Annotated in this window: 18 protein-coding genes; 3 read left to right on the top strand and 15 right to left on the bottom strand. The window is 66.7% G+C overall.

All coding sequences use genetic code 11. The annotated features are described in order from the left end of the window. Positions 1-43: 43 nt before the first annotated feature. From VL15_RS02255 to VL15_RS02290, 8 genes are all read right to left on the bottom strand, one after another. Positions 44-991, bottom strand: coding sequence for a fatty acid desaturase family protein (locus VL15_RS02255; protein WP_048242892.1), 948 nt, complete (start codon positions 989-991; stop codon positions 44-46). Continuing rightward, the gene (locus VL15_RS02260) at positions 988-1605 is read right to left on the bottom strand and encodes a phosphatase PAP2 family protein (protein WP_048242949.1); all 618 of its coding nucleotides are present in this window, start codon (positions 1603-1605) and stop codon (positions 988-990) included. The genes VL15_RS02255 and VL15_RS02260 overlap by 4 nt, the downstream gene beginning before the upstream one ends. Further along, entirely contained in the window at positions 1602-2759 is a 1158-nt protein-coding gene (locus VL15_RS02265; protein WP_048242893.1) for a hypothetical protein, read from the bottom strand. Before VL15_RS02265 ends, VL15_RS02260 begins: the two co-directional genes overlap by 4 nt. Next, on the bottom strand, positions 2756-3505 hold the full coding sequence (locus VL15_RS02270) for a hypothetical protein (RefSeq protein ID WP_048242894.1): 750 nt from the start codon (positions 3503-3505) through the stop codon (positions 2756-2758). Before VL15_RS02270 ends, VL15_RS02265 begins: the two co-directional genes overlap by 4 nt. Then, positions 3502-4518 (bottom strand): hypothetical protein, encoded by a 1017-nt coding sequence (locus VL15_RS02275; RefSeq protein WP_048242895.1) that lies wholly within the window; start codon positions 4516-4518, stop codon positions 3502-3504. Before VL15_RS02275 ends, VL15_RS02270 begins: the two co-directional genes overlap by 4 nt. Before the next feature lie 50 nt (positions 4519-4568). Beyond that, entirely contained in the window at positions 4569-5636 is a 1068-nt protein-coding gene (locus VL15_RS02280) for a glycosyltransferase (protein ID WP_048242896.1), read from the bottom strand. Between the two features lie 138 nt (positions 5637-5774). Further along, entirely contained in the window at positions 5775-6218 is a 444-nt protein-coding gene (yiaA, locus tag VL15_RS02285; RefSeq protein WP_048242897.1) for an inner membrane protein YiaA, read from the bottom strand. 102 nt (positions 6219-6320) lie between these two features. Then, the gene (locus VL15_RS02290) at positions 6321-7268 is read right to left on the bottom strand and encodes a cupin domain-containing protein (protein ID WP_048242898.1); all 948 of its coding nucleotides are present in this window, start codon (positions 7266-7268) and stop codon (positions 6321-6323) included. A gap of 129 nt (positions 7269-7397) precedes the next feature. Here VL15_RS02290 and VL15_RS02295 point away from each other — a divergent pair, with 129 nt between their 5' ends. Both VL15_RS02295 and VL15_RS02300 read left to right on the top strand, forming a co-directional pair. Further along, a complete protein-coding gene (locus tag VL15_RS02295; protein ID WP_048242899.1) occupies positions 7398-7733 on the top strand; it encodes a carboxymuconolactone decarboxylase family protein in 336 nt (111 codons plus the stop codon). A gap of 166 nt (positions 7734-7899) precedes the next feature. Continuing rightward, entirely contained in the window at positions 7900-8733 is an 834-nt protein-coding gene (locus VL15_RS02300) for a class II glutamine amidotransferase (RefSeq protein WP_048242900.1), read from the top strand. A 21-nt stretch (positions 8734-8754) separates the two neighbouring features. On the opposite strand, the gene VL15_RS02305 is transcribed toward VL15_RS02300, so the two are convergent. The 7 genes from VL15_RS02305 to VL15_RS02335 form a co-directional block, all read right to left on the bottom strand. Beyond that, positions 8755-9429, bottom strand: coding sequence for a GNAT family N-acetyltransferase (locus tag VL15_RS02305; protein WP_048242901.1), 675 nt, complete (start codon positions 9427-9429; stop codon positions 8755-8757). Beyond that, positions 9426-10754: an aminotransferase class I/II-fold pyridoxal phosphate-dependent enzyme gene (locus tag VL15_RS02310; protein WP_048242902.1), complete on the bottom strand. Its 1329-nt coding sequence runs from the start codon at positions 10752-10754 to the stop codon at positions 9426-9428. The genes VL15_RS02305 and VL15_RS02310 overlap by 4 nt, the downstream gene beginning before the upstream one ends. Before the next feature lie 64 nt (positions 10755-10818). Continuing rightward, positions 10819-11736: a UDP-3-O-acyl N-acetylglycosamine deacetylase gene (locus tag VL15_RS02315; RefSeq protein ID WP_048242903.1), complete on the bottom strand. Its 918-nt coding sequence runs from the start codon at positions 11734-11736 to the stop codon at positions 10819-10821. Beyond that, on the bottom strand, positions 11733-19367 hold the full coding sequence (locus tag VL15_RS02320; protein WP_048242904.1) for a type I polyketide synthase: 7635 nt from the start codon (positions 19365-19367) through the stop codon (positions 11733-11735). The genes VL15_RS02315 and VL15_RS02320 overlap by 4 nt, the downstream gene beginning before the upstream one ends. Before the next feature lie 3 nt (positions 19368-19370). Further along, positions 19371-20900 (bottom strand): LTA synthase family protein, encoded by a 1530-nt coding sequence (locus tag VL15_RS02325; protein WP_048242905.1) that lies wholly within the window; start codon positions 20898-20900, stop codon positions 19371-19373. Then, a complete protein-coding gene (locus tag VL15_RS02330) occupies positions 20897-21688 on the bottom strand; it encodes an SDR family NAD(P)-dependent oxidoreductase (RefSeq protein ID WP_048242950.1) in 792 nt (263 codons plus the stop codon). Before VL15_RS02330 ends, VL15_RS02325 begins: the two co-directional genes overlap by 4 nt. Further along, positions 21681-22886, bottom strand: coding sequence for a capsule biosynthesis protein (locus VL15_RS02335; RefSeq protein WP_048242906.1), 1206 nt, complete (start codon positions 22884-22886; stop codon positions 21681-21683). Before VL15_RS02335 ends, VL15_RS02330 begins: the two co-directional genes overlap by 8 nt. A 422-nt stretch (positions 22887-23308) precedes the next feature. On the opposite strand from VL15_RS02335, the gene VL15_RS02340 reads away from it, so the two are divergent. Next, positions 23309-24439 (top strand): hypothetical protein, encoded by a 1131-nt coding sequence (locus tag VL15_RS02340; RefSeq protein WP_155420099.1) that lies wholly within the window; start codon positions 23309-23311, stop codon positions 24437-24439. Positions 24440-24448 lie beyond the last annotated feature (9 nt).

The raw sequence follows: 24448 nt of genomic DNA on the forward strand, positions 1-24448 counted from the left end.
TTTTTTGCTCCTGGAAGATGGGCATGCGGCGCCGGACGACGTGTCAGCGCACGCTCACGTCGCGCAGCACCGCACCGTATCCCGCGTACAGATTGCCGTCCGGCAGCAACTGCCGCTGCGCGAGTTGCCGGTGCACGATCGGCAGGTTATGGAACGGCATCCGCGTGAACAGGTGATGTTCGATATGGAAATGAATCGCGTGCGGGCCGAACAGGAACGTCTGCCACGAACGCCGGACGATCGTGCGCGCGTTGCGGCTCTGGTCCGCGCCAGCCGGCAGCCCGGCGTGCTCGAAGATCGCGCGCACCTGCCCGGCGAGCGGCAACAGCGTGACGGACGGCACGATCCACAACGCGACGTACAGCAGAGGATGCCCGGCCAGCGCGAGCGCGCCGAACAGCACGCCGTTGCCGGCCAGCATCGATGCGACTTCCCACGCGGCATACGCGCGCGACTTGCCGACCTTCGGCAACGCATGCGCAAACTCACCGCGCGCGAGCTTCACGACGCTCGTCACGTAGCCGATCCCGCACGCGTAGGCGAGCAGGCGGCCGACCAGCCGCCCGCGCGTCACCGGATAGTCGTGAACGCCGAACAGCAGCGCGACGGGATCGTCCGACTGCATCGGCGCGCGATGATGCTTCAGATGGCCCGCGCAATACGTGCGCAGCGACAGCCACAGCGGGCCGGCCGCAAACAACTGGCCCAACGCGTCGTTGACGCGCCGGTTCCGTGCCAGCAACCCGTGCGCGCCTTCGTGCATCATCACCGCGAGCGCGAGCTGGCTGCGCGCGATCACGATCGCGGCAACCGCGTACACGAGCGGATGCGGGAATGCGATCGCAACCGCGAACGCGGCGGCAATCATCAGCCAGTCGCCTGCCAGCGCCGCGCCGATGCGCGACGCGTTCACGCGAAACAGCGCGGGATCGGGCACGAACCGCGCGAGCTCGGCGTTCGATCCGGCGTGATGAACCTGGGCATCCGTCACGCGAGCCTCCTGCGCAGCGAACGGCGCTCGACCCACAGCGCACTGGCCATCGCGAGCGCCACGCCGCCCAGCACATCGGCAACCGTATGCTGCTTGAGCGTCAACGTCGACGTACAGATCAGCAGCCCGATCGCCGTTGCCACGATCCGGCGCCGGTCCGCGAGCATCCGGCAGGCGAGGCACGTCACCGCAACGTGCAGGCTCGGAAAACCGTTGGCCGCGAAATCGAGCTGCCACATGCGCGCAAGACGTTGGCGCACGAACGCATTGCCGATCTCCGCGACATCCGGCCTCGGCACCGCTTCCGGAAACAGCAGGAAGGACACGACACCGAGCACGAACGCGATCAGCACGGCCTCCTTGAACGCGGCGAACGCAGATGGCCTTGCATACGCGGCAAGCGCAATCACGAACGGAAAGAAGCCGACATAGATGGCCCACGACCACGCGATGAAAGGAATCCGCGCATCGATCGCCGTGGCGAACACATAGCGCGGCGTGACGCCGCGCTCCAGCAAAAGGAAGATCGCAAGGCCGGCAACCATGCCGAACGTCGCGGCCAGCATCTGCCGGATATCGAGCCGGCGCTCGTCTCGAAACGACAACGTGTTCATCGCGGCGCCGGCGCCTCGCATCGCGTATCGGCGTCGATCGCCTGCGCCCGCGGGCGCAACGCGAGGACGCGCGACGTCCATGCATCCACACGTGCATGCGCATGCTCGCGACCGGCGATCGTTCCCGCCGGTGTGCCGGGATTGCACATCAGCTCGGTTGCGGCCTGCCCGACTTCGTGCCGGAACGCGGCCGCATCGCCGCGCCACGTGACGACGCGGTGCACGAGTTGCAGCCGTGCCGCGCGCGCGGCGTTGCTCGCCTGCTCGGGCTGATCGGTCAGCACGAGCAGGATCGGGCGACGATACACGCGCGCGATCGACAGCGCGGCCATGCCGGGCGCCGATACGATCAGCGGCGCATGTGCGGCGCGCGTCGACCAGTCCGCGTCGACGCCGGTCCAGCCGTCGTGCCCGGCGTACCCCTCGCCCACGCGGTGCGCGGTGAGCCCCGCGTCGCGCATCCCGGCCGACAGCGCATCGGCAATCGCGACATCGCGAAAGTGCGGGTTCAGATAAATGGCCGCGGCAGCCGGCTCCGAAGCCGGCAGTTCGACGGCGACCGGCACCGGCGTCGGCAGCCGGCAATGCAGGTGCGAGCGCGGCGCATCGTCAGGGACGTCGTACGCAAAGTCGTGCTCGATGCAGCCCAGCGCCGAATCGATCTGCCAGTCGACGATCCGTGCGAAAGCACGCGCCAGCGCGCGCGGCAGCCGCTCGTCGAAGTTCGCGGTCAACGCGCGGCGGAGACTGCCGCCATACACGTGAACGATGCGACGCCGCCAGCCCGGCACCGCGCCCATGAACAGCAGCGCCGGTTGAAACGAGTCGTTGATCACGAGATCGGCATCGCGGACGATCGCATGCAGCCGCGCGATGTCGCGCAGCATGCGCGTCGGCCTGAATACGTAGTGCGCGACGTTGCGATCGGTCGCATCGCGCAGCATGTTCTGCCGTTCGTCGAACTGCACCGCGTAGTGACGGGACAGCACGGCCGCGTCGATGCCGAATGCCGACAGGAATGCCTGCCCCGCATCGGACGTCGTCAGCACGTCGACCTGCGCACCGGCCGCGCGCAGCGCATGCACGAGCAGTTGCGCACGCATCAGGTGGCCGCGCGCGTCGGCCGTCGCGAGATAGACGATCCGCTGCATCATGCGTGCGGACGAAGCGACTGGAGCCAGCCGGCCGCATACATCGCCAGTGCGCCCGTCACGCCGAAGCCGGCCTCGATCGCGCGAATCTCGTCCAGCAACGCGGCGAGATGTGCGGCTTCGGACGGTGCAACGAGACGGCGCAGCGTGTCCGAGCAGAGCCGGACGTGCCGCGTCTCGTCGGCGAGCACGCGCGCGAACAGCGGATACAACGGATGCGCCGCGCCGATCGTCTCGCAGTGGCGCGCGAGCACGCGCATCGCCATCTGTTCCGCACACAGGCCCGCCGCATAGGCGGGCACGAGCTTGCCTTGCGCGAAGTGCGGCGCATGGCGCTGCGCGAGCCGCCGCCATCGGATGATCTTGCGCCGGCTCAGCCAGTCGAGTTCGTGCGGCGCCGTCGACGGCGTGACGCCGCGCGCTCGCAGCGCATCGGCAAACGCGGCCGCGTGGCGGTGCTCGTCCGCGAGATGCTGCTCGATCCGCGGCGCAAGCCAGTCCGGCGGCTGCCCGGTCCAGTCCTCGTGCAGCGCGCACTCGGTCGCTTCTTCGCCGATCAGGTACATGCGCAACAGCCAGCGCTCGCCATGCGGGCTGCGATGCAGCTGCCGGAGCGCCGCCCGCTTGATGCGATCGACGAGATAGGCCCGTGCCCGCGCCACGCCACGCGGCACGGGCGCATCGAGACAGTCGAAGCGCTCGCCGTGCGACGCCTGCGGCGAAACGGGCAGTTCGCGCGCCGAGGTCATGCGGGCACGCCCCGTGCGGACGCGGATTTCGTCGCGGCCGCCGCAGCAGCAATTGAATCGCGACGCCAGCCGAGGATCAGGCCGACGAAGCTTTCCTGCATGAACGCATGCGCGGATGCGGCCGCGCCCGCGAATGCCTCCTCGTGTCCGTTCACGCGCAGATAGCCGTTGCCGTCGCGCGCGCCGAATTCGATCCGGTCGTTCTTCCTGAAGCCGCGCGCGCGCACGTCCTTCACGAGTGCGCTGCCGTCGAGACCGAACAGGAACAGCTCGCGCTGCGCGACCCACACCGGAATGTGATCGCTCAGCGCATCGAAACGGATCGACCACGTGCCGGACGCGAGCGCGCGCTCGACGTCGGCATCATGCGGTGCGTTCGACGTGAAGCTCGCGCGCGCGACCGACTTTGTCAGGCCGCCGACGCCGAGCGCGATCGTGATGTCGTCCGCCAACGGTTGCTTCGGATCGGTCGCGCTCACCTTCACGAGATGGCGCGCGAGCCGCGATGCCAGCGACGGATGCGCGAACAGCGCAAGCGTTTCGTCCGGCGTGAGCATGTCACGCTCGCCGTCGCCCTCCTTCACGCGCACACGATACGGATCGATCCGGACATCGGTGAACTTGCCGCGCACGGGCGCATGAACGTACACGTCGCGATCCCACTTCGCACCATCGCGACGCAGCAGCACGTGCACGCTCAACGGCACGCGCCGGCCGTCGCCGTCGACGCCCGTGCCCTGCAGCAGCACGTCGCCGAGCACGTCCTTCGTGCGGCGATTCGCATCGCTCGAAAACACGATCGCATGCGCGTCGGTATCGATGCTGGCATGAACGTCGGGCGCATCGAGCGCGACACGATTGCAGTCCGTCGCGGCCGCGCTCGCGAACGGGCAGCCGCTTTGCGACGCGAAGTGGTAGATCCCGCGCCCCGCGTGATCGACCGGCGCGGCATGGGCGCCGGCGCTGGCGGCAAACAGGGCGAGGCAGGCAACACGGGTGGCGAGTGAGGGCATGGTCGTCGTCGGGATGGATGCGGGGTGTCGGCGGTCGTGGCGGCGCCGTGTCAATGACGGTGATAGGACAGCGCTTCGAGATCGCGCCGGGCCGATGCGCGCCCGGTGAGACCGAAACCGCGGGCGATCGCGCCGAGCGTATCGACGCCGGACGCGACGATCGTGACGCCGACCGCCGCGAGATAGCGGGCGGCGCCGAGCCGCGGCAGTTGCTGGCGATTGAGCGCGCGCAGGCTGTAGCCGAGTCGCATCGCCATCACGCAGAACGGACCGAGCGGGCCGCTGCGTCCGAACCACTGCCAGTGGCGCGGCAGATACGCGCTCACGAGATACGGCGTCAGCGCGACGCTGTCCTCGCCACGCATCCAGCGCAGCTTCAGCGATTCGCGCTGCGTGTCCGGCAGCCGATGCTCGGTGTGGGCGTCCGGCGCGAATTCGATGGCCACGCCGGCAGCCTGCATCCGCAGCCCCATCACCTGGCAATGCGCGCGATAGACGCCGTCGAGCGGCTCGTAGCGGAATGACGCGAACACGTCGCGCCGGAACGCAACGTTGTTCGCGTAGAAATTACGTGTCGCGCCGTCGCGCAGCGGGCTCGGGAAATACATGAAATCGATCGACGTCAGCGCGATGCCGAGCACGTTCGGCGCATAGCTGGTGCGCCCCGCCACCGCGACGGGCGCCTCGTCCGCGTCGCGCGCGAATGGTGCGAGCAGATGCTCGAGCCAGTCGTCGGCCGGCCGGCAATCGGCATCGCCGAACACGACGATGTCGCAGCGCGCCGCGTCGACGCGGTCGAACCCATCGTTCTTCGCGTCGTAGTAGCCGGTGCTCGCGCCGATCTCGACGAAGTCGATCGGGCGGCCGGCAAGCGCGACGATCTGCGCGCACGCATCGGCGGGCAGGCCATCGTGCGTGATGATCCATTGCGCGAGTGCCGTCGGCGGCACGGTCTGCTTCGACAGCGCCGCTACGAGGCGCTTCAGGCTATCGACGGCCTGTGCGAGGCCGGCGCCGCCGCGCAGGTTGTTCGTCTCCAGCACGAGCGCGGCCTTCGCGGCCACGGAACGAGCGGCCGCGCGCGTGCACGGTGCGGTTTCTTCTGTGATGTCTGGCATCCTGAATATCTCCATCGTCATGCGCACCGGCATGGATGAAACGAATCGGCGGGGAGTCCGCGGCGTACCGGCGAATGCGGTTCGCCCACGGCCGTCATCGCGAACGGGCGGCCCCTTGGGCGCCCGCCTCGCGGGCCGTCACTCCTGGACGGACGACGTGGAATCGGAGTCGGTAAAGCGCGGCTTCGCGCTCTGCAGGTCGCGGGTGTTCTTCTGCACGGCCACTGCGCCGAACAGCGCGAGCACGAACGACATCGCGTAGAAGCCCTTTTCGCTCAACTGCAGCGTCGCGTTGATCAGGCCGACGATCAGCAGCGCGATCGACAGCAGCAGCGCGATCCAGCTGAGGCCGTAATAGATGCCCGTGACGGGAATGCCTTCCGCGCGGTCGCGGACGCTTTTCTGCAGCGAGATCGCCGCATACAGGCCGAACACCAGCACGGTGAAGTAGTAGCCCTTCTCGTTGAGCTGCATGCCGGCGTTCCAGAGTCCGATCAGGAATGCCGCGAAGCCGGCGAGCAGCGCGGCCCACGACGCGGCCACGAACGCGAACGACGGCTGCTGGATGCTGGTCTGGTTCATAACTTTGCCCTCTCTTTCTTCTTGTTCGAAATCGTTTTCGTTGAACTACGTTTCGCGCATGGTAGCAGCTTTGGCGCGCGCCAAGAGGCCGCGCTTGCAGTCTTACATTTCGCGCTGCGCGCGCCGCCAGCGCCCCGGCGTCGTGCCGAGCACCGCACGAAACGCCTTGCCGAAGGCCGCCTCGGACTGGTAACCGACCGCCTGCCCGATCTCCGCCTGCCCGCGCTGCGTGTCCTGCAGCAGCGCGCACGCATGCATCATCCGGATCTGCGCGACGAACGCGCCGACGCTCATCCCGGCCTTCTCGCGGAAATGCCGCGCATACGTCGCGCGCGACATCGCCGACGCGCCGCCGAGCGACTCGACCGTCCAGGGCTTCTCCGGCGCCTGCAGCACGGCCTGGACCGACGGGCCGAGCCGCGCATCGGCCGCAAGCGCAAGCCAGCCGGACGGCACGCGCGCGCCGCGGCCATACGCACGCAACGCATACGCGAGCAGCGCCTGGCCGAGCGCGTTGACGATCGCACCGGCGCCGGGCTGCACATTCGATGCCTCGGTGCGCAGCACGCTCGTCAGCAGTTGCAGCGGCGCGAATCCCGACGCCTCGCGCAACCCGACGTGCAGCACGTGCGGCAGCGTGCGCATCAGCAGCTCGCCGGCGCCGCGCGCATAGACGAACCGTCCGCAGAGCAGATCCACGCTCGCGCCGCCCGGTTCGGCCGGGTCGAGATTCGACTTGACCGGCAGCACCGCGCCGCCGCCGGTGCCCGATTCGCGCAGCGGCGCGAAGGCCCGCGACCGGCCGGCTCCCGCATCGAGCAGGTCGTGCGCGCCGCCCGCGGGCAGCAGCACGAAATCGCCGTCGTCGAGCTGCAGCGTGCGCCCGTCGGCGGTACGCAGCCGGCAGGTTCCGGCCAGCACCAGGTGGAACGCCGCCTCGCCGGGCGGCAATGGGTCGTGCGGCATCGCGAACGGCCCGTCGAGCAGGCAACGCACGTCGAGTTCGACATGGCTGCGACCCAGCGACAGCAGTTGACTCAATGCATCCATGAGACGATCGCGCTAAAAATTGACACTCTAGCGTATCGAAACCCTCAGCGCGAGCGATCAGAATAGCCCTGCATCGCCCGAGATCGCGGCGCCCGCCGCCCTCCTCACCTCTACTCGAAAGGACGCATCATGCTGAACTGGAACGAATACCGGAAGGAACTCTCGACGCGCATCGGCGAGATCGCCAAGCTGTCGCCCGATACGCTGGCCGGCTACAAGGCGCTGTCCGGCGCCGGTGCCAAGACGGGCCATCTCGACGCAAAAACACGCGAACTGATCGCGCTCGCGGTGGCCGTCACCACGCGCTGCGACGGCTGTATCGCCGTGCACACGGCCGAAGCGGCGAAGCATGGCGCGACCAAGGAGGAAGTGGCGGAAGCGCTCGGCGTCGCGATTGCGCTGAATGCGGGCGCGGCGCTCGTCTATTCGGCGCGCGTGATGGACGCGCTCGGCGACGGGGCGTGACAGCCGTTGCATGACGACTGCTGCGTGGCGCCCGGCCGCCTGGCCGGGCGGTTGCGCAGCGCGCGTGCGGGCACGCGTTGTATGAAGATTCGGCGGCGCACCCGGACCCGGATGCGCCGCGAAGTCGGCTACCATGCGCGAACGATCCATCGTGAAGGAGCGCTCCATGTGCCGCTGGCTCGCTTATACGGGTAATCCGATCCATCTCGAGACCGTGCTGTTCCGCGCGAAGCATTCGCTGATCGACCAGAGCCTGCATTCGGAGCTGGGTGCCACGACCACCAACGGCGACGGCTTCGGCATCGGCTGGTACGGGCACCCCGACGAACTCCCGTTCCGCTACCGCTCCGTGCATCCCGCGTGGAACGACCGCAATCTTCGCGAAGCCGCGCGCGCGATCCGCTCGCGGATGTTCATCGCGCATATTCGCGCGGCAACCGACACGCCCGTGCAGGAAACCAACTGCCACCCGTTCCGCCACGGCCGCTGGCTGTTCGCGCACAACGGGCTGATCCGCGACTTCCACAAGCTGCGCCGCGACCTGACGATGAAGGTCGATCCCGCGCTGTTCCCGACGCTCGAAGGCTCGACCGATTCCGAGCTGATGTTCCGCCTCGCGCTGACGTACGGCCTCGAGCACACGCCGCTGCCGGCGCTCGAGCGGATGGTCGGCGTGGTCGAGGAAACCGCCGCGCGGCATCGCGTGGCCGACCCGCTCAACATGACGATCTGCGCGACCGACGGCGAACGGATCATCGCGGTGCGCTACTCCAGCGAACGGCAATCGCGTTCGCTGTTCCACAGCACGTCGTTCAAGCACCTGCACGAGCTGTATCCGCATAACCCGCGCATCGCCGAAGCCGGCGACGACGCGTTCATGGTCGTGTCCGAGCCGCTCGTCGACCTGCGCGGCGCGTGGGAGGAAGTGCCCGAAGGCACGGCGATCGTCGCGCACGGCGCCGACGTGGAGCAGCGGCCGTTCAGCCCGCGCCACAAGTAGCGGCCGGCGCCGTTCGCGCGGTCAGGCGCCGCGCGATAACCGCATCCGGATCGAATCGAGCTCGGCGGGCAGCCGGCGCGAGCGGTCGCGTAGACGCGGCAGCGCGGCGAACCCGAGCCGCTCGTACAGCGCGCGGGCGCGCACGTTGCGGGTCAGCACGTCGAGCACGATGTCGCGGCTGCCGTCGGCCGGCAACGCACCGGCGTCCAGCGCGTCGCGAAACAACGCGCTGAAGAGGCCCGTGCCGCGCTGGCGCTCGTGCGTCGCGCAATGCGCGACGAGGATCTGCGCACGCTTCGGCGCCGGGATTTCCGTTTCGAGGATCAGCCCGCGCAACAACTGGCCGATCGTACGGCGCACGCCGAAGCAGCGCGCGAGCGCCCACACGACATGCACGTCGTCGAACGTCGTCCGCTGCCCGTCGTGAATCGCCATCACGGCGAGCACCGTGCCGTCTTCCCCGACCGCGACGCGATGCCGGCGCCACGAGAAGCGCCCAAAACGCGACCGGAACGCCTGCTGCAGGAAAGCGATGCAGCGCGCGTCGCTTTCGCCGAGAAAGAAGCCGAATTCGGCCACGCCGGACGCGAACACGAGCGGCGCGCACGCGGCCGCGTCGTCCGCGCCGGCCGCGCGAAACCGCACACGCTCGCCGGCGCGCGGGACCGCTTGCGCAACCGCGGCGGCCTGCGTCATGCGCTGCGTCCCGCGAGCCGCGACAACACGGCGACCGTCCGGCTGATCTGCTCCGGCTCGTGCGTCGAGCAGATGAAAAAGCGCAGGCGCGCGGCCTTTTCCTCGACGGCCGGATAGAAGATCGGCTGCACGTTGATCCCTTCGTCGAACATCGCATTCGCCCACTGCGCGGCCTTCAGCGAGCTGCCGGTGATGACCGGCACGACCGCATATCCGGCACTCGTGCCGGTATTCAGCCCGGCCGCGCGCGCCTCGGTCAGGAACTGTCGCCCGCGCGCCTGCAGCCGCGCGACGCGCTCCGGTTCCGCCTGCAGGCGCTCGAGCGCGGCCAGCGACGCTTCCGCGAGCGTCGGTGCCAGCCCGACGCTGTACAGGAAACCCGGCGCCAGATGGCGCAGCATGTCGACGAGCGGCTGGCAGCCGGCGATGAAACCGCCGCAGCCGGCCAGCGTCTTGCTCATCGTGCCCATCCACATGTCGACCTGGTCGGGCGCGACGCCGCAATGCTCGCGGATGCCCTTGCCGGTCGCGCCGAGCACGCCGAGCGAATGCGCCTCGTCGACCAGCAGGAATGCGCCGTGGCGCGTCTTCACGTCGACGAAGCGCTGCAGGTCGGGGAAATCGCCGTCCATGCTGTACAGCCCTTCGATCGCGATCAGCACGTGCCGGTATTCGCGGCGCACGCGCGACAGCAGGTCGTCGAGCGCCTGCCAGTCGTTATGCGCGAAGCTCAGCCGCTTCGCGCCGCTCAGCTGCGCGCCCTGCACGATGCTGTTGTGCGCAAGCGCATCGTGGACCACCAGATCGCCGGGGCCGAACAGCGCGCCGATCACGGTCACGTTCGTCGCGTGGCCGCTCACGAACGCGACGCAATCGTCGGTCTCGTAGAACGCGGCCAGCGCGCGCTCGAGGTCGCGCTGCACCGGGCGCTCGCCCGCGACCATCCGGCTCGCGGATGCCGACGTGCCGTAGCGGTCGATCGCGGCTTTCGCCCGCGCGGACACCGCCGGATCGCCGGCGAGGCCGAGATAGTTGTAGTTCGCGAAGTTCAGGTATTCGCGGCCGCCGATCTGCGTCGTCGCACCGGCAACGCCGTCGTGCACGCGGAAAAACGGCGAGTCGACCCGCAGTTTCTCGCCCATCTCGCGCATGATCCGGACCTGCTGATACTGCGGCATCGATTCGAAGCGGCTGCGCGCCGACGCGGTCTGCGCAGCCGGCGTGCCGGGTACGCCAGGCGCCGCGGCGGCATCGGTCGCGCGTTCCAGTTGCCGTTTCAGGGCTTTCGCCGCCAGTTGCTGGCGAAGATGCTCTCCCAGTGCCATTGCTTCCTTCGCTGTATCTCGAAAAGACGCTATGTTACGCCGCGCATTTTGAAAAAGCGTGGTGTCACGCGTCGGAAAACTCGGCCCACTGCCACGCATCGGGCGTGGCCAGCAGCGCATCAACCAATCGGAAATTCATCTCGTGGCTCGGCCGCAACGCGCTCACGCGCGCCAGCAGCGGCGCGCCGGCCAGCGCGAGATCGCCAACCAGGTCGAGCACGCGGTGCCGGACGAACTCCTCCGGCAGCCGCATCCCGCCCAGCACGCGATTGCCGACGATCGACGCGGTGCACGACGGCCGCGCGCCGCGCAGGATCGGCACCCCGCGCAGATAACCGGCGACGATCGCCGGAACGGCCCACTTCACGCGCCCGTACGAGCGCGACGGCGCGATTTCGGTCGCGAACGCGGCCGGCGTCAGCGCACCATCCCAGTGCATGTCGCCGAAGCCGCGCAGGTCGTTGCGCACGCTCAGTTCGTAGCGCGGTGCCGGCTCGATCCGCATTTCGCGCCGCTGGTCGCCCTCGCCGTCCGTGACGACGACGGGCCGCAGCACGCGGATGAAGCGCTTCGGCGCGTCGAGCGCGACGCGGCCGCACGCACGGATGGCATCCACCCAGGGCGTTGCACTGCCGTCCAGAATCGGCACTTCCTCTGCGTCAAGCTCGACGATCGCGTGATCGATCTCGCACGCGAGCAGCGACGCGAGCAAATGCTCGATCGTGCGAACGCCGACGCCGTCGGCATTACGCAGCATCGTGCAGAGCGGCTGGGCGCGGCGCAGCGCGGGGTCGACCGGCAGCGTCGCGAGCGTGCGCCCCTGCTCGACGCGACGGAACGCGATGCCCGTCACACCGTCTTCCGGACGCCCGGGCAGAATCCGCACGCCCACCCGGCGCCCGGTGTGCAACCCGTGACCCTCGATCGTCAGCGGGCGTGCCAGCGTGCCCTGACAGGTCGCCCAGCCGGTCGGTGCGCTCACCGGGCGACCTCCAGCGTCGGCGACGCATGGCCTGCTACGGGCGCCGCCCGGGTATCGAGCATCGCGCGCGCTTCGCCGTCGATCGCATGCTTCGCGGCGAGTGCCGCGACCGCGTCGTCTGCAGAATCGGTCGCGGAGCCGGCTTCGGCATCGGCCGACGCGCCGATCGAATCGACGATGCGTCCGGCCAGCGTCGTCACGGACGCGCCCTCGGCGATCGCCATCACCGACAGCTTGACCTCGAACGCTTCCTCGACCGCGAGGCCGAGCTCCATCCCCATCAGCGAATCCATGCCCATGTCGAGCACCGACTTGTCGAGCGCGATGCGATCGGGCGTCATGTGCAGAATCCGCGCGATCTGCGCCTGCAGCGTCCTGGCAACCAGCGCGATCGCCTCGTCGCGTGGCAGCGCGAGCACTTCCTCGCGCAACTGCGTGCCGCCGTCGCGCGCATCGCCACCCTTCGCATGCGATTGCAGCAGCGAATACCGGCGCGCCTTCGCGGCAGGCATCCCGCGTGCAACCGCGTGCCAGTCGAGCCGGACTACGGCTTCGCCGGCCGCGCCCGCGACCAGCGCCCGTTCGAGCGCGATCATCGCCTCGTCGGACGTGATCGACGCGCCGCCGATCCGCGACTGCAACGCCTCGCGCGTATCCGCGTGACGGGCGAGAAAGCCGACGTCCTCGAGCGGCCCCCAGGCCATGAACATGCCGGGCAGACCCGCCGCGCGGCGATGTTCGACGAGCGCCTCGAGGAAGCTGTTGGCCGCGACGTAGTTCGATTGCCCCGGATTGCCGAGATAGGTCGTCGCCGACGAATAGACCACGAACAGGTCGAGCGGCAGCGCGCGCGTCGCGCGATGCAGGTTCCACGCGCCGGCCACCTTCGGTGCGAGCACCGCGGCCATGCGCGCATCGTCGAGATTGCGCACGAGGCCGTCGTCGATCGACATCGCGGAATGCAGCACGCCCTTGAGCGCGATGTCGCGCCGGACGATCGCGGCAATCATCGCGTCGACCGCCGCGGCGTCGGTCACGTCGCACGACACGACGTCGACGGTGACGCCGAGCGTGTCGCGCCAGCGCTCGACTTCGTCGCGCGCCGCGACGGCGAGTTCGCCGGAACGGCTCGCCAGCGTCAGTTGGCGTGCACCGCGCTCGACCATCCAGCGCGCGCTCGCGAAACCGAGCCCGCCCGTGCCGCCGACCACCAGGTACGCGCCATGCGGATCGAGCGCGAGCGAACCCGTGCCCGTGATGCCGCGCGTCGGTGCCGGCGTGCCGCACGGATAGGTCACGAGCACCTTGCCGATCTGGCGCGCCTGCTGCATGTAGCGGAACGCGTCCTCGGCCCGTTCGGCGGGGAACGCGCGATACGGCAGCGGATGCAGCGCCGCTGCCGAGAACAGCGCCATCACTTCGCCGAACAGGCGTGCCGTCAGCTCCGGCAGCACGCCCATCAACTGGTCGGCATCGATGCCGAAATAGCTGATGTTGTTGCGGAACGGCCTGAGCCCGATATGGCTGTTTTCGTAGAAATCGCGCTTGCCGAGTTCGAGGAAACGACCGAACGGACGCAGCGTATCGATGCTGCGCACCATGGCTTCGCCGGCGAGCGAATTCAGCACGATGTCGATGCCCTGGCCGCCCGTCATCGCGCGGATGTCGTCCGCGAACGCCAGGCTGCGCGAATCGAGCACGTGATCGGCGCCGAGCAGGCGCACGAACTCGCGCTTCTCGTCGCTGCCCGCCGTCGCGAACACTTCCGCGCCGAAGTGGCGCGCGAGCTGGATCGCGGCGATGCCGACGCCGCCCGCGCCGCCATGCACGAGCACGCGCTCGCCGCGACGCAGCCGCGCGAGTTCGACGAGCGCGTAATACGCGGTGAAGAACGTGGTCGGCACGGTCGCCGCTTCCTCGAACGACAGGCGCTCGGGTTTCAGCGCGATCGCTTGCGCGCGCGTCCTGACGCGCGTCGCGAACGAGGCCGCTGCGAACCCGAGGACCGCGTCGCCCGGCGCGAATTCCGTCACGGCGCTGCCCACCCGCACGACGCGGCCGGACAGCTCCATGCCGATCGTCGCGCCCGCGAAACCGGTCTCGACCGCTTCATCGGACAGCAGCCCCATCGCATACATCACGTCGCGGAAATTCAGGCCGGTCGCAACCGGCTCGATTTCCACCTCGTCCGCGCCCAGCGCGCGTTCGGGCAGCGCAAACCATTCGAGATTGCGCAACGAGCCCGGCGCATCGAACGCGAGCACGGCCGCGCGCGCGATCGCGCCGTCATTGCGGGCCGCGGCCTGCGCGGCCGTCAGCATGCGCGGCACCAGCCGCCCGTGTGCGCTCAGGACGACTTCTTCCTCCACCGCCGCGCCGGTCAGCTCGCGAATCAGCGCGTCGGGAATCCGGTCCGCCGCGCGATCGACGTCGATCAGGCGGCACGCGAGTTCGGGATGCTCGTTCGCCAGCACGCGACCGAGGCCCCACAGCGTCGCCTGTTCCGGATGCGCGTTCGCCGCACCGGCGAACGGCGCGCCGCCGCGTGTGACGACGGTCAGCCGCGTGGCCGCGTTCGGCTGCGCGCCGAGCGCGCGCACGAGCGCCGCAAGGGCGATCACGCCGTCGCGCTGCGCGGCCATCAGACCGTCTCCCGTGGCCGATTCGGCCAGCGGCGCTTCCGGCGCGCAGAACACGACATGCGCCGGCTGCCCGGCAGGCAACGACGCGATCGCATCGGCCGCGTGCGTGATGTCCACGATTTCGGCCGGATAACCCGCGTGCGCGAGCGCATCGGCCAGCCGTCCGCCGAAACCGCCGACGGCATCCGGCGCGTGCATCACGAGCCACTGCTCGCTGCGCGCCAGCGTATCGAGATCGTTCGTGCCGTCGCAGCCTTGCGCGGCCACGGCGCTCGCGGGGTTGCGCGCGATGACGAACGTCGGCGTGCCGTCCAGGTCGAGCGACTGCTCGACGTGCCGCACGACGTCGACGTAGCCCGCGCGCTCGAGCGCCGCATCGAGATCGGCCGGCGCCAGCGGCACGGGCGCGCCGGCTTCCGTCGACGACGCCTGCGAGCCGAACACGATGTCGGAAAAGCGGCCGCGGCGCGACTCGGCCAGCAGCAGCAATCCGCCCGGCGCGAGCCACGAACGCATCGCGTTCAGCGCATCGGCCACATCCTGACGGCCGCTCAACGCACGGTTCGCGACGATCAGGTCATAGGGGCCGGCTTCGTCGGCCGCCAGCGACAGCCGCTCGCCCGGTTGCAGTGCGACCGTGCGCACCGCCGATTCCGCGTCCGCGTCGAACCCGGCCAGTTGGCCGGCCGTCGCGGCGATCGTGTGATCGCAGCGCGCGGCCGCGAGATGCATGCCGAGCGTCTGCAGCACGTCGCCGTCCGTCGCGCCCAGTTCGAGCACGCGCAACCGGCGCGCCGGTTCCCATGCGTCGACCGCCTGCTCGACGCCGGCCGTCAGCAGTGCGTGCACGTGCTGCCAGGTCGGCGATGCGGCAAGGAGTTGCTCGACCAGGCTGTGCCCGGTCGGCGACAGCAAACGTGCGCCATCCTTCGCACCGCTCAGCACGTCGGGCAACGCCGCGCCGCAATGCGCGAGCAGCGTCAGCTCGGCCACGTGCCCCGGCGACTCGGCCAGCAGCCCGCGCCACAGCTCGTCGAGCGGCGGCAGCGCCGCACACGCTGCATCGTCGCGCACGACGCGATCGCCGTCGCGATGGGCAAGACCGTCCTCGACGAGCATGTCGGCAAGACGCGTGGCAAGCGCCGCACGCTCGGCCGCCGGCTGCCACGTGCCGGCGAATGCGCCGAGCGCATCGAATGCACGAAGCACGTAGAGGCTCGCCAGCACGTCGAGCAGCGGCAGAATTTCGGTCAGATGCTGCGTGCGGCGGCCGTCCTGTTCGGCGGCATCGAGCCGCGCGACGGCTTGCGCGAGCAGCGCGTCGGGGGCCGGCAAACCGGCTGCGTCGACTTCGTTCGGCAGCGGCACCTCTTCGAGGCGGTAGACGAAGCGCGCGGGCAGGTTCTGCCGACGGCCGACGAGATCGACGCGCCGGAACCGGCAACCGCCGAGCCGCGCGACGATCGCGCCGTGTGCGTCGAGGAATTCGAAATGCGCGACGATCGAATGCGGGCTGCGCCGGTCGATCCGTGCGAGCACCCGTGCGACCGCGTCGCCGCGCAGATAGTCGACCCGGCCGATCTGCACCGGCACGTAAGCCGGATGCTCGCCGTCGCGCGCGTGCGCCGCCAGCAACGCGAACAGCGGATGAAACCCGCTGTCCATCAGCGCCGGATGCAGCAGATAGGCGGACAGCGCCCGCGCATCGCCGCATGCGGCAGGCGCGGCGACGTCGGCCAGCGCCGCGTCGTCGTCAGCGGCGACCCGCACCGAGCGAACCCAGCGGAACGCCGGCCCGTAGCCGAGGCCGATGGCCGCCGTGTTCGCGTACAGCGTGTCGCCGTCAGCGGCCGGCAGCGCAAGCAGGCGAGCGAGCGCGTCGGACGGCACGACGCTCGCGGCACCCAGCACGTTGCCGCTTTCCAGCATCCGCCCCGTCACGTTCAGCGTCCATCCGCCGTCGGACATCCGGTCGCGCGTCTCGATCGTGAAGGTCGCGGTGCGCGGCTCGATCACGAGCCGGAACAGCTTCGCCTGCTGCGGCTGGAACACGACCGGCATGCGAATCTCGACGTTTTCGAGTGCCGCATCCGGCGTATCGAAGAAGGTGCGTGCCGCGGCGAGCGCCATTTCCACGTATCCCGCACCCGGGAACGCCACGCCGCCGTCGACAACGTGATCGGCCAGCATCGGCAGCTTCGCCGGATCGAGCTGGTTTTCCCACGCGAATGCGTGTTCGTGCAGGCGATAGCCGAGCAACGGGTGCTCGCGACGGCGATTGACGAGGCCGTAGCCTTCGGCGGTCGGCGTCAGCCAGTAGCGGTCGCGCTGCCACGGATAGGACGGCAGCGCCGCACGCGACGTGCCTGGCGCGAAGCGGTCGGGATCGACGCTCGCGCCATGCGCGATCGCCGCGAGAATCGCTTGCCGCAGCGTCGCCGCGCTGCCGTGATCGCGCTTGAGCGTCGGCAGCGCCACGCCGGTCGCGCCGGCGGCCGCGAACGCCTGCTTCACGTACGTGCGCAGGATCGAATGCGACGATACCTCGACGAACAGCCGGACACCCTGCTCGATCAGATGCGCGATGCCGTCGCCGAAGCGCACGGGCTCACGGATATTGCGCCACCAGTAGCGCGCATCGAGCTCGCTGCCGGCGAGCGCGCCGCCGGTCACGGTCGACACGAAAGCGCCGTTGCCCGGTTGCGGCCGCAGGCTCGCCAGCTCGGCCAGCACGACCGGCTCGATGCGGTCCATGTGGCTGCTGTGGAACGCATAGTCGAGATCCAGCATCTGGAAGAACTTGCCGCTGCCGCGCAGCGCAGCCTCCAGCGCCTGCAATCCCTGCAGTTCGCCCGCGAGCGTCACCGCATCCGGGCTGTTGATGCCGGCGATCTCGACGCGCCGCGCCAGCCCGTGGCGCGCGATCAGTTCGCGTGCTGCCGCCTCGCCGATGCCGACTGCCGCCATCCGGCCGCTGCCGCGCGTCATCGCCTGCGCGCGGCTGCGGATCTTGATCACGCGCACCGCGTCGGCGAGCGACAGCGCGCCCGTCACCCACGCCGCCGCAATTTCGCCGACGCTATGGCCGATCGCCGCGTCGTATCGCATGCCGCGCGCGTCGATCACACGGATCATGCCGACCTGGATCGCGAACAGCAGCGGCTGCGCATTCTCCGTCGCGGCGAGCCATTCGGCGCCCGCACCGGCCAGCCATTCCGCGCTCGGGCCGCCGCGCATCACGTCGACCAGCGACGGGCTGCCGTCTGCACACCACAGCGCGTCGACTTCGTCGAGCGCCGCGCGGAAGACGGCGTTCTCCGCATAGAGTTCGTTGCCCATCCCGACCCACTGGCAACCGTTGCCCGAGAACACGAGCGCGGTGCGCAGCGCGTCGGCGGGTGCCTGGCCGGTCACGACGCAAGCCGGCAACCCTTCCTGCGCCGGCTGCGCCAGCGCCGCGAGCGCCGCGCGCCCTGCGGCCACGTCGGCCGGCGCGACGATCGCGCGATGCTCGAGCCACTGGCGACGACGTGCGGCCGCGGCAGCAAGCGCCTGCCAGTCGGCGCCGTTCTCGAGCGCTGCCAGATAGCGGCTCGCGAGCGCACCGAGCGCGTTCGCGCTGCGGGCGGTCAGCACGAGCGGAGACGGTGCTTGAGACGGTTCTTGTACAGCCGTCGACGCATCCTTTGCGACCGCCGCCGGCGCCTCGGTCAGCACGACGTGTGCGTTCGTTCCGCCGAAGCCGAACGAGTTGATGCCGACCGTCAGCGGCGCGTCGCCCGCATCGAGCGGCATGTAGCGATCGACGACGCGCAGACGCCCGCCGTCGAAATCGATGCCGGGATTGGGCGTGACGAAATGCAGCGAGCGCGGCACCGCGCGATGCTTCAGGCACAGCACGGCCTTCAGCAGGCCGGCCATGCCGGATGCCGTCTCGAGATGGCCGATGTTGGTCTTGACCGAACCGATCAGCAGCGGGCGATCCGCCGGGCGCTCGCCCGACACGACGTCGATCAGCGCGCGCGCCTCGATCGGATCGCCGACCGCCGTGCCGGTGCCATGCGCCTCGAGGTACGCGAGCGACTGCGGATCGATACCCGCGCGCGCGTATACGCTGCGCAGCAGCGACGCCTGCGCGGCCGCGCCCGGCACGCTGATGCCACCCGGCGAGTGGCCGACCGAGTTCACGCCGGAACCGGCGATCACCGCATGGATCGTGTCGCCATCGGCGAGCGCGCGATCGAGCGGCTTGAGCAGCACGAACGCGCCGCCTTCCGAGCGGACGTAGCCGTCGCCGGTCGCATCGAACGCGCGACAACGGCCGCGCGGCGACAGCATCGACGCCTTGGAGAAACTGACGAAGCCGAACGGGTGCAGCAGCAGGTTGACGCCGCCCGCGAGCGCCGTGTCGGCTTCGCCGGACTGCAGCGCGCGGACGGCCTGGTGGAGTGCGACGAGCGACGACGAGCAGGCCGTGTCGACGGACATGCTCGGGCCGCGCAGGTCGAACAGATAGGACACGCGGTTCGACGCGATGCTCAGCGTATTGCCGGTCGCCGAATACGGATCGATCACGTTCAGATCGTCCATGTTGCGGTTGCCGTAGTCGGTGCCCGCGACGCCGACATAGACGCCGCAGTTGCTGCCACGCATGTCCGCCGGGCGCACGCCCGCATCCTCGAACGCTTCCCACGCGAGTTCGAGCAGCAGGCGCTGCTGCGGATCCATCTGGGCCGCTTCGCGCGGGGAAATGCCGAAGAACGCGGCGTCGAAGCCGGCGACGTTGTCGAGGACGCCGGCCGAGAACGTGTAGCTCTTGCCCGGTTCGCGTTTGGACGGGTGCTGGTAGAAATCGGTGCCGAAGCGGTCGGCGGGGATTTCGGTGACTGCGTCGCGTTCGTCGCGCAGCAGTTGCCAGAAGTCGCCAAGATTGTTTGCGCTCCCGGGAAACCGACAAGCTATCCCAATTATTGCAATCTTACTGTTCATCTTTTATGTCGCTTTCTCGGATGCGTGCGGTTGCTCCGCGCGATTTTCACCCTCTTGCACCACGTGCAGCAGTGCCACGCCTAGCTCTTCGGCAGCCAAATGCCTGCATTCTGACGAAACTATGCCGTAATTCTTCCAGATGAAGTAGTCACTGCATTGTGGAGAAACGCCCAGTTTTTGGAATACATGAGGCAGAGCGGGAACGTGATCGCCGTAAAAACAAACGACCGTTTCACGATTGCTGGCGCGCAAATAATCCAGCAGGCGCCCGATCATTGCGTCTGCATTTTCAATGTGCCGTAGATATGCGGTCAGATCGCGCCAGGATGCGTCCTCGCCGAGAGTATGCCGTGAAGACGACTCACCAGGCAAAACCTGCTCAAGGTGTAGCGGGCCGTGGTTTTCCATCGTCATCGCAAAGATGAAACGCGGCTCATCCCGCTTGGCTTCCAGCGCAGCAATCACCGCATCCAGAACGGCTGCGTCGGAGATATACGGACCGGCGTGCGACGCCCCGACAAAATGCTCGATGTCGAGGAACGTGTTGAATCCGAGTAATGGAAAGGCGCGATTACGGCCAAAGAAATCAGCGTAATACGGGTGAATCGCCACCGTGCCATACCCGCCACGCCTGAAGCAGTCGGCGATCGAGGTGCACGCGCGGCGCACGAATGCGTACGGATAAAAGCGTGCATAACCGAGTTGCTCGGACGGCAAGCCGGTCAGCATCGCGAATTCGGTGCGCATTGTGTTTGCGCCCCACGCCGGAACTGAAAGCTCGCCGTAATAAATCGCTTCACTCCTCGCCAGATCCAAGTGGCGGAGTACGGTGGGCGCAATCGCCTGCGAAATACGCCGCACGTCAAACAGCGATTCACTCTGAATGATGATGACGTCCGGGCCCCGCCCTGGCGTGCCATTTGCGAACGGCCCTGCTTCGGTCACACGCCGGAACGCTTCGAACGTCGCTGCGCGCATACCGTTCAGCAAGTATGCGATGAAGACTGCGAAAAAACCGTGACGACGTTGATCCTCATCCGCGTCAAGTCCCAAAGGCAGGTGTGCCGCAATGTATCGAGCCAGCAAGAATGTCAACACGAGGATGACCAACGCCGCGACTGTCGGACGTGGCATAACAGGCGCCTCGGCAAGATAGCCGGCCATAACGAGTACGATGCCCGCCCCAATTGCGACGACCTTACCCGTGGTCAAGAATGGCAGATAGAGCCTTGGATGCGTGAACAGTTGACTGAACAGGCTGAGATCGGTGAAAACGAACGGCTCGCGAAGGGATTCGTATTTAGCGTTACTAACAACCGCGACGAGCCCGACCAGCGCGACAGCGACAAACGAAGAGAAGATCGGACGTGCAGTGACAAGCAACATCAGCGACGCGACGAACACGACCGCAAGCATATGCAAAAGCAATGCGTCGGGGCGACGCCGCAACTGTACGCTCGGGACGGCGAGCCGGTCCGGTAGGAACGATACACCGGCTGCCGCGACAAACGCGAGCCAGATCGTGCCAGTCAATTTGGGTCTTCCTTGCCGGGCAGATATGAAAGCTTGTCGAGGATCGCATCGGCCAGGGTGATGGGCAGCAAGGCCAAGATGCGCATGCCGAAAGCAAGCAAGCCAGGAAACGCTATTTCCGCGCGCCTTGCGTCGAGTTTGCGGCGAATATAGGCAGCGGCCCGGTCTGCGGTCCACATGAAAGGCTTATCGCCTGGAAAAACATCACTCATCGATGTTTTGACGAAACCCGGGAGAATCACGGACATGCGGACCCCATCACGCTTGAGCAGCGAACGGACGGAGTCGGCATAGGCCTTGATCGCGGATTTGCTCGCGCAGTAAGCCGGGGAAATTGCCATTCCACGAAGGGCGGCAATGGACGCGACCATCGCGATGTGACCATGCCTGCGCACGCGCATGCGGTCGATCACGGGAAGGACCGTGTGGATTGCGCCGTAGAAGTTCGTGTCGACGACGGTGGTGGTGCGGTCAAGGTTTTCCCAATCGGAGGCAGAAGAAAGCGTGCTCGCGATACCGGCGTTGGCGATGAGAAGATCGATCGGATATTGATCGTCGAAGTCATATAGCCACGCGCAAATCGAACCAGACTCCCGTACGTCGATCGCGCCGACGATGACTTGCGCGCCGCGCACACGGCATGCTGTTGCGGTCGCTTCGAGTTGCACGTCATTCCGACCGACGATGCCGAGCACGACACCCGGTTGCGCGTACGCCATCGCAAGGGCGCGTCCTATGCCGGCGCTTGCACCGGTAATGACAACATGACGAGGCGCAGAGTCAATCATTTGCACCCTGTAGGCGAGCAACCGCACCGGAAATCGCCATCTCGATGCCGGTTCGCGTATAAAAGTCGCCATTGATTTGGGTTCTATGGATCACATAGTCCAGAAAAGCGCGATAGAGATACATATCCGGCCCTTCCGCGAGCGTCCAAAAATCGTCCAGACGCCCCTGCCACGTCAATCCCGGCATCGCATAGATCGCCGCGCCCAGCACCATCAGCGCTCGCCCATGATGCAGCGCTGACAGGCCAACCGTACTATTTACGACGATTACCCCTCTGGAATTGTCGAGCAAGGTTGGGAGATGGCCGGCATCAATGAAGCGCAAGCGATTCGCGACACCCAATTTTCTTGCCAGCACTTCCGCGAAACGCCGATACGCAATCAAGCCCGTATCTAGAGGGTGATTCTTGATGACAAGCCAGGCGTCTCCTGGCGCATGCCGGGCAAACGAGTTGAGAACAACCGAAATCGCCTCGCAGACACCCTCGAACGGCGAGTGGACGACTATCTGGGTATCGGAATTAAGCTGCAACGGGAACAGATAGTAAGAACGTCTGCGTTCGAGCAGATCGCTCGTCACCCGCGTCGCTTCCCGTTCGTACAGGCGCTGCCGTGCCATGCGGTACGCGAGACCAGCGTATTCCTCGAAACCGTTCTTGGGACGATGACTGTGATAGTGCGGGAAACGTCGAGTGTGAAGAGCGTTTGCAAGACGGTACCGAATGTCGTGATAGGCCCGTTCATACAGGTTATAGCCCGTGGGGATGCTGGGCGGAACAGCCGGCAGGCGCGGCCGCTCATTGAGATACCACTGGGGATCTCTCGGGAGAAGTGAACGACCGTTGACACCGTGACGCTCGAACGTGATCCAGTGCGGGCGAACATACCCCTCTTCGAATACATGCACCCGCAATCCTCGGTCCGACGCAGCCGCATGCACCGGACGATGAATCGCGCGGCAATCGCCAAAGAGGAGCACATCCGTGTAACCTTCCGCCTCCATGATGTCGCCATACCATGCTGATAGCAGTTCCGGCTTGTCGCGATAGCTCCAGGCTCCTTCGTCATCGCCGTACGCCACATCGCCGCCACAAAAGTTGACTCTACGGACGCAGTCCCCCTGAGCTCGCAGTGCGTCGGCCAGTCGACTGAAGAACGGAGAGGCGGTACCTTGCAACGCAAGGAAGGAGCGACGCATAAATAATATCCAGAGGGCACGGAGGTCTTAGCCCGTGTTTTATAGCGGAACGCCACGCTCGCCATCTTCGAGAACGCATGGGGAGCCGGTCTTGAGAGCCGAAAGCTTATCTCATCGCTTCCGGCAAGCATATGGGGTGCAACAAAGAATGTACCTGGAAGAAATAAACGCATCACCTGCAATATCGACAAGCTATAATCGCCGACGCGGATCGTGCTAAAAGCAGGCGCTACAAGTGGTCGCGAGCAAACGAGCTCGCCGCGTCAAAACAACGCTGTCGGCCCCTACGCTGACGGCTCTCTATTTTTCGGGGTGATCGTCACCTGATAGATCTTCACGCCGACAATTCGACCCGGCCAAGTCGATCTTGACGTAAGGCATTCGATGGCTTGGAACGCAACCTGAACAATGTATCGAGCAGCATGACCACCATACCCGCCAAAACGCCACAGAATCTGCTGACTAGACTCAAGGGCATCAACCGCCTCTTCGCACTGACCGTCATTGTTCCAACCTTTCTTGCTTTCCTTTATTACGGACTCGTGGCGTCCGACGTTTACGTTTCTGAATCGAGATTTATCGTCAGAAGCGCGCAAGCTCAACCAAAACTGAGCGTGGTTGGTGCACTTCTTGAAGGCAGTGGGATATCCCGTTCAGAGGACAATACATACTCAGTTATTGATTACATTCAATCACGAGATGCATTGAAGAAATTGAATGAAGGAAATTACATCCTGAATTCTTACGCCAATCAAGGGGATTTTATCAGCCGCTTTCATACTTCATTCGGGAATAGCTTCGAATCCCTCTGGAAGTATTATTCGCGGAGCGTTGTGAAAGTCAAACTCGATCCAGTCTCGTCCATTACCACACTCCAAGCAAGGGCCTATACAGCGGAGGACGCCGCTCGCATCAACAAGACTTTGATCGAAATCAGTGAGCGTCTGATCAATCGATTGAATGCACGGGCCGCAGACGACACGATTCAGTTTTCACAGCGACAAGTCGACATTGCGGCAGAGAATGCCCGGAATGCCGCGACGGAACTTGCGAAATACCGGAACACCCACACCGTATTCGATCCGGAAAAGCAGTCCGCACTACAGTTGCAACAGGTCACGGCGCTACAGACTCAATTATTCTCAGCTCAGTCGCAACTCGGACAGCTGCAAGCTGTGTCACCACAAAATCCTCAGATACCTGCGTTAAAGTCGTATATCGAAACGATCAAGAAACAAATCGAAGTTGCGACTGGTAATGTAACGGGTCAAACAAATTCTCTGTCGCAAAAAGCCAGCCAGTACGCCCGAATCGAGCTTGACGCGCAGCTCGCTGACAAACAGCTCGCCGCAACGATGGCTGCGCTCGACAATGCCCGCGCCGAGGCCGAGAAAAAACAGCTTTACCTGGAAGTGTTGGTGCAACCAAACGCACCTGACGCAGCGACCGAACCGAAACGGCTGCGTGGCATCGTAGCAACTTTTTGCGTTGGTCTGATCCTCTGGGGCGTTCTCACGCTACTGATCGCCAGCATCCGTGAGCACCAAGATTGATGGCATGAG

The organism is Burkholderia cepacia (assembly GCF_001039005.1).
In the GTDB taxonomy this organism is placed as follows: domain Bacteria; phylum Pseudomonadota; class Gammaproteobacteria; order Burkholderiales; family Burkholderiaceae; genus Burkholderia; species Burkholderia theae.

Bases quoted from the DNA above. Each gene is read 5' to 3' on its own strand.
- VL15_RS02260 (WP_048242949.1), bottom strand. From the start codon at position 1,605: ATGAACACGTTGTCGTTTCGAGACGAGCGCCGGCTCGATATCCGGCAG.
- VL15_RS02265 (WP_048242893.1), bottom strand. From the start codon at position 2,759: ATGATGCAGCGGATCGTCTATCTCGCGACGGCCGACGCGCGCGGCCAC.
- VL15_RS02270 (WP_048242894.1), bottom strand. From the start codon at position 3,505: ATGACCTCGGCGCGCGAACTGCCCGTTTCGCCGCAGGCGTCGCACGGC.
- VL15_RS02275 (WP_048242895.1), bottom strand. From the start codon at position 4,518: ATGCCCTCACTCGCCACCCGTGTTGCCTGCCTCGCCCTGTTTGCCGCC.
- VL15_RS02280 (WP_048242896.1), bottom strand. From the start codon at position 5,636: ATGCCAGACATCACAGAAGAAACCGCACCGTGCACGCGCGCGGCCGCT.
- yiaA (WP_048242897.1), bottom strand. From the start codon at position 6,218: ATGAACCAGACCAGCATCCAGCAGCCGTCGTTCGCGTTCGTGGCCGCG.
- VL15_RS02290 (WP_048242898.1), bottom strand. From the start codon at position 7,268: ATGGATGCATTGAGTCAACTGCTGTCGCTGGGTCGCAGCCATGTCGAA.
- VL15_RS02295 (WP_048242899.1), top strand. From the start codon at position 7,398: ATGCTGAACTGGAACGAATACCGGAAGGAACTCTCGACGCGCATCGGC.
- VL15_RS02300 (WP_048242900.1), top strand. From the start codon at position 7,900: ATGTGCCGCTGGCTCGCTTATACGGGTAATCCGATCCATCTCGAGACC.
- VL15_RS02305 (WP_048242901.1), bottom strand. From the start codon at position 9,429: ATGACGCAGGCCGCCGCGGTTGCGCAAGCGGTCCCGCGCGCCGGCGAG.
- VL15_RS02310 (WP_048242902.1), bottom strand. From the start codon at position 10,754: ATGGCACTGGGAGAGCATCTTCGCCAGCAACTGGCGGCGAAAGCCCTG.
- VL15_RS02320 (WP_048242904.1), bottom strand. From the start codon at position 19,367: ATGAACAGTAAGATTGCAATAATTGGGATAGCTTGTCGGTTTCCCGGG.
- VL15_RS02330 (WP_048242950.1), bottom strand. From the start codon at position 21,688: ATGATTGACTCTGCGCCTCGTCATGTTGTCATTACCGGTGCAAGCGCC.
- VL15_RS02335 (WP_048242906.1), bottom strand. From the start codon at position 22,886: ATGCGTCGCTCCTTCCTTGCGTTGCAAGGTACCGCCTCTCCGTTCTTC.
- VL15_RS02340 (WP_155420099.1), top strand. From the start codon at position 23,309: ATGACCACCATACCCGCCAAAACGCCACAGAATCTGCTGACTAGACTC.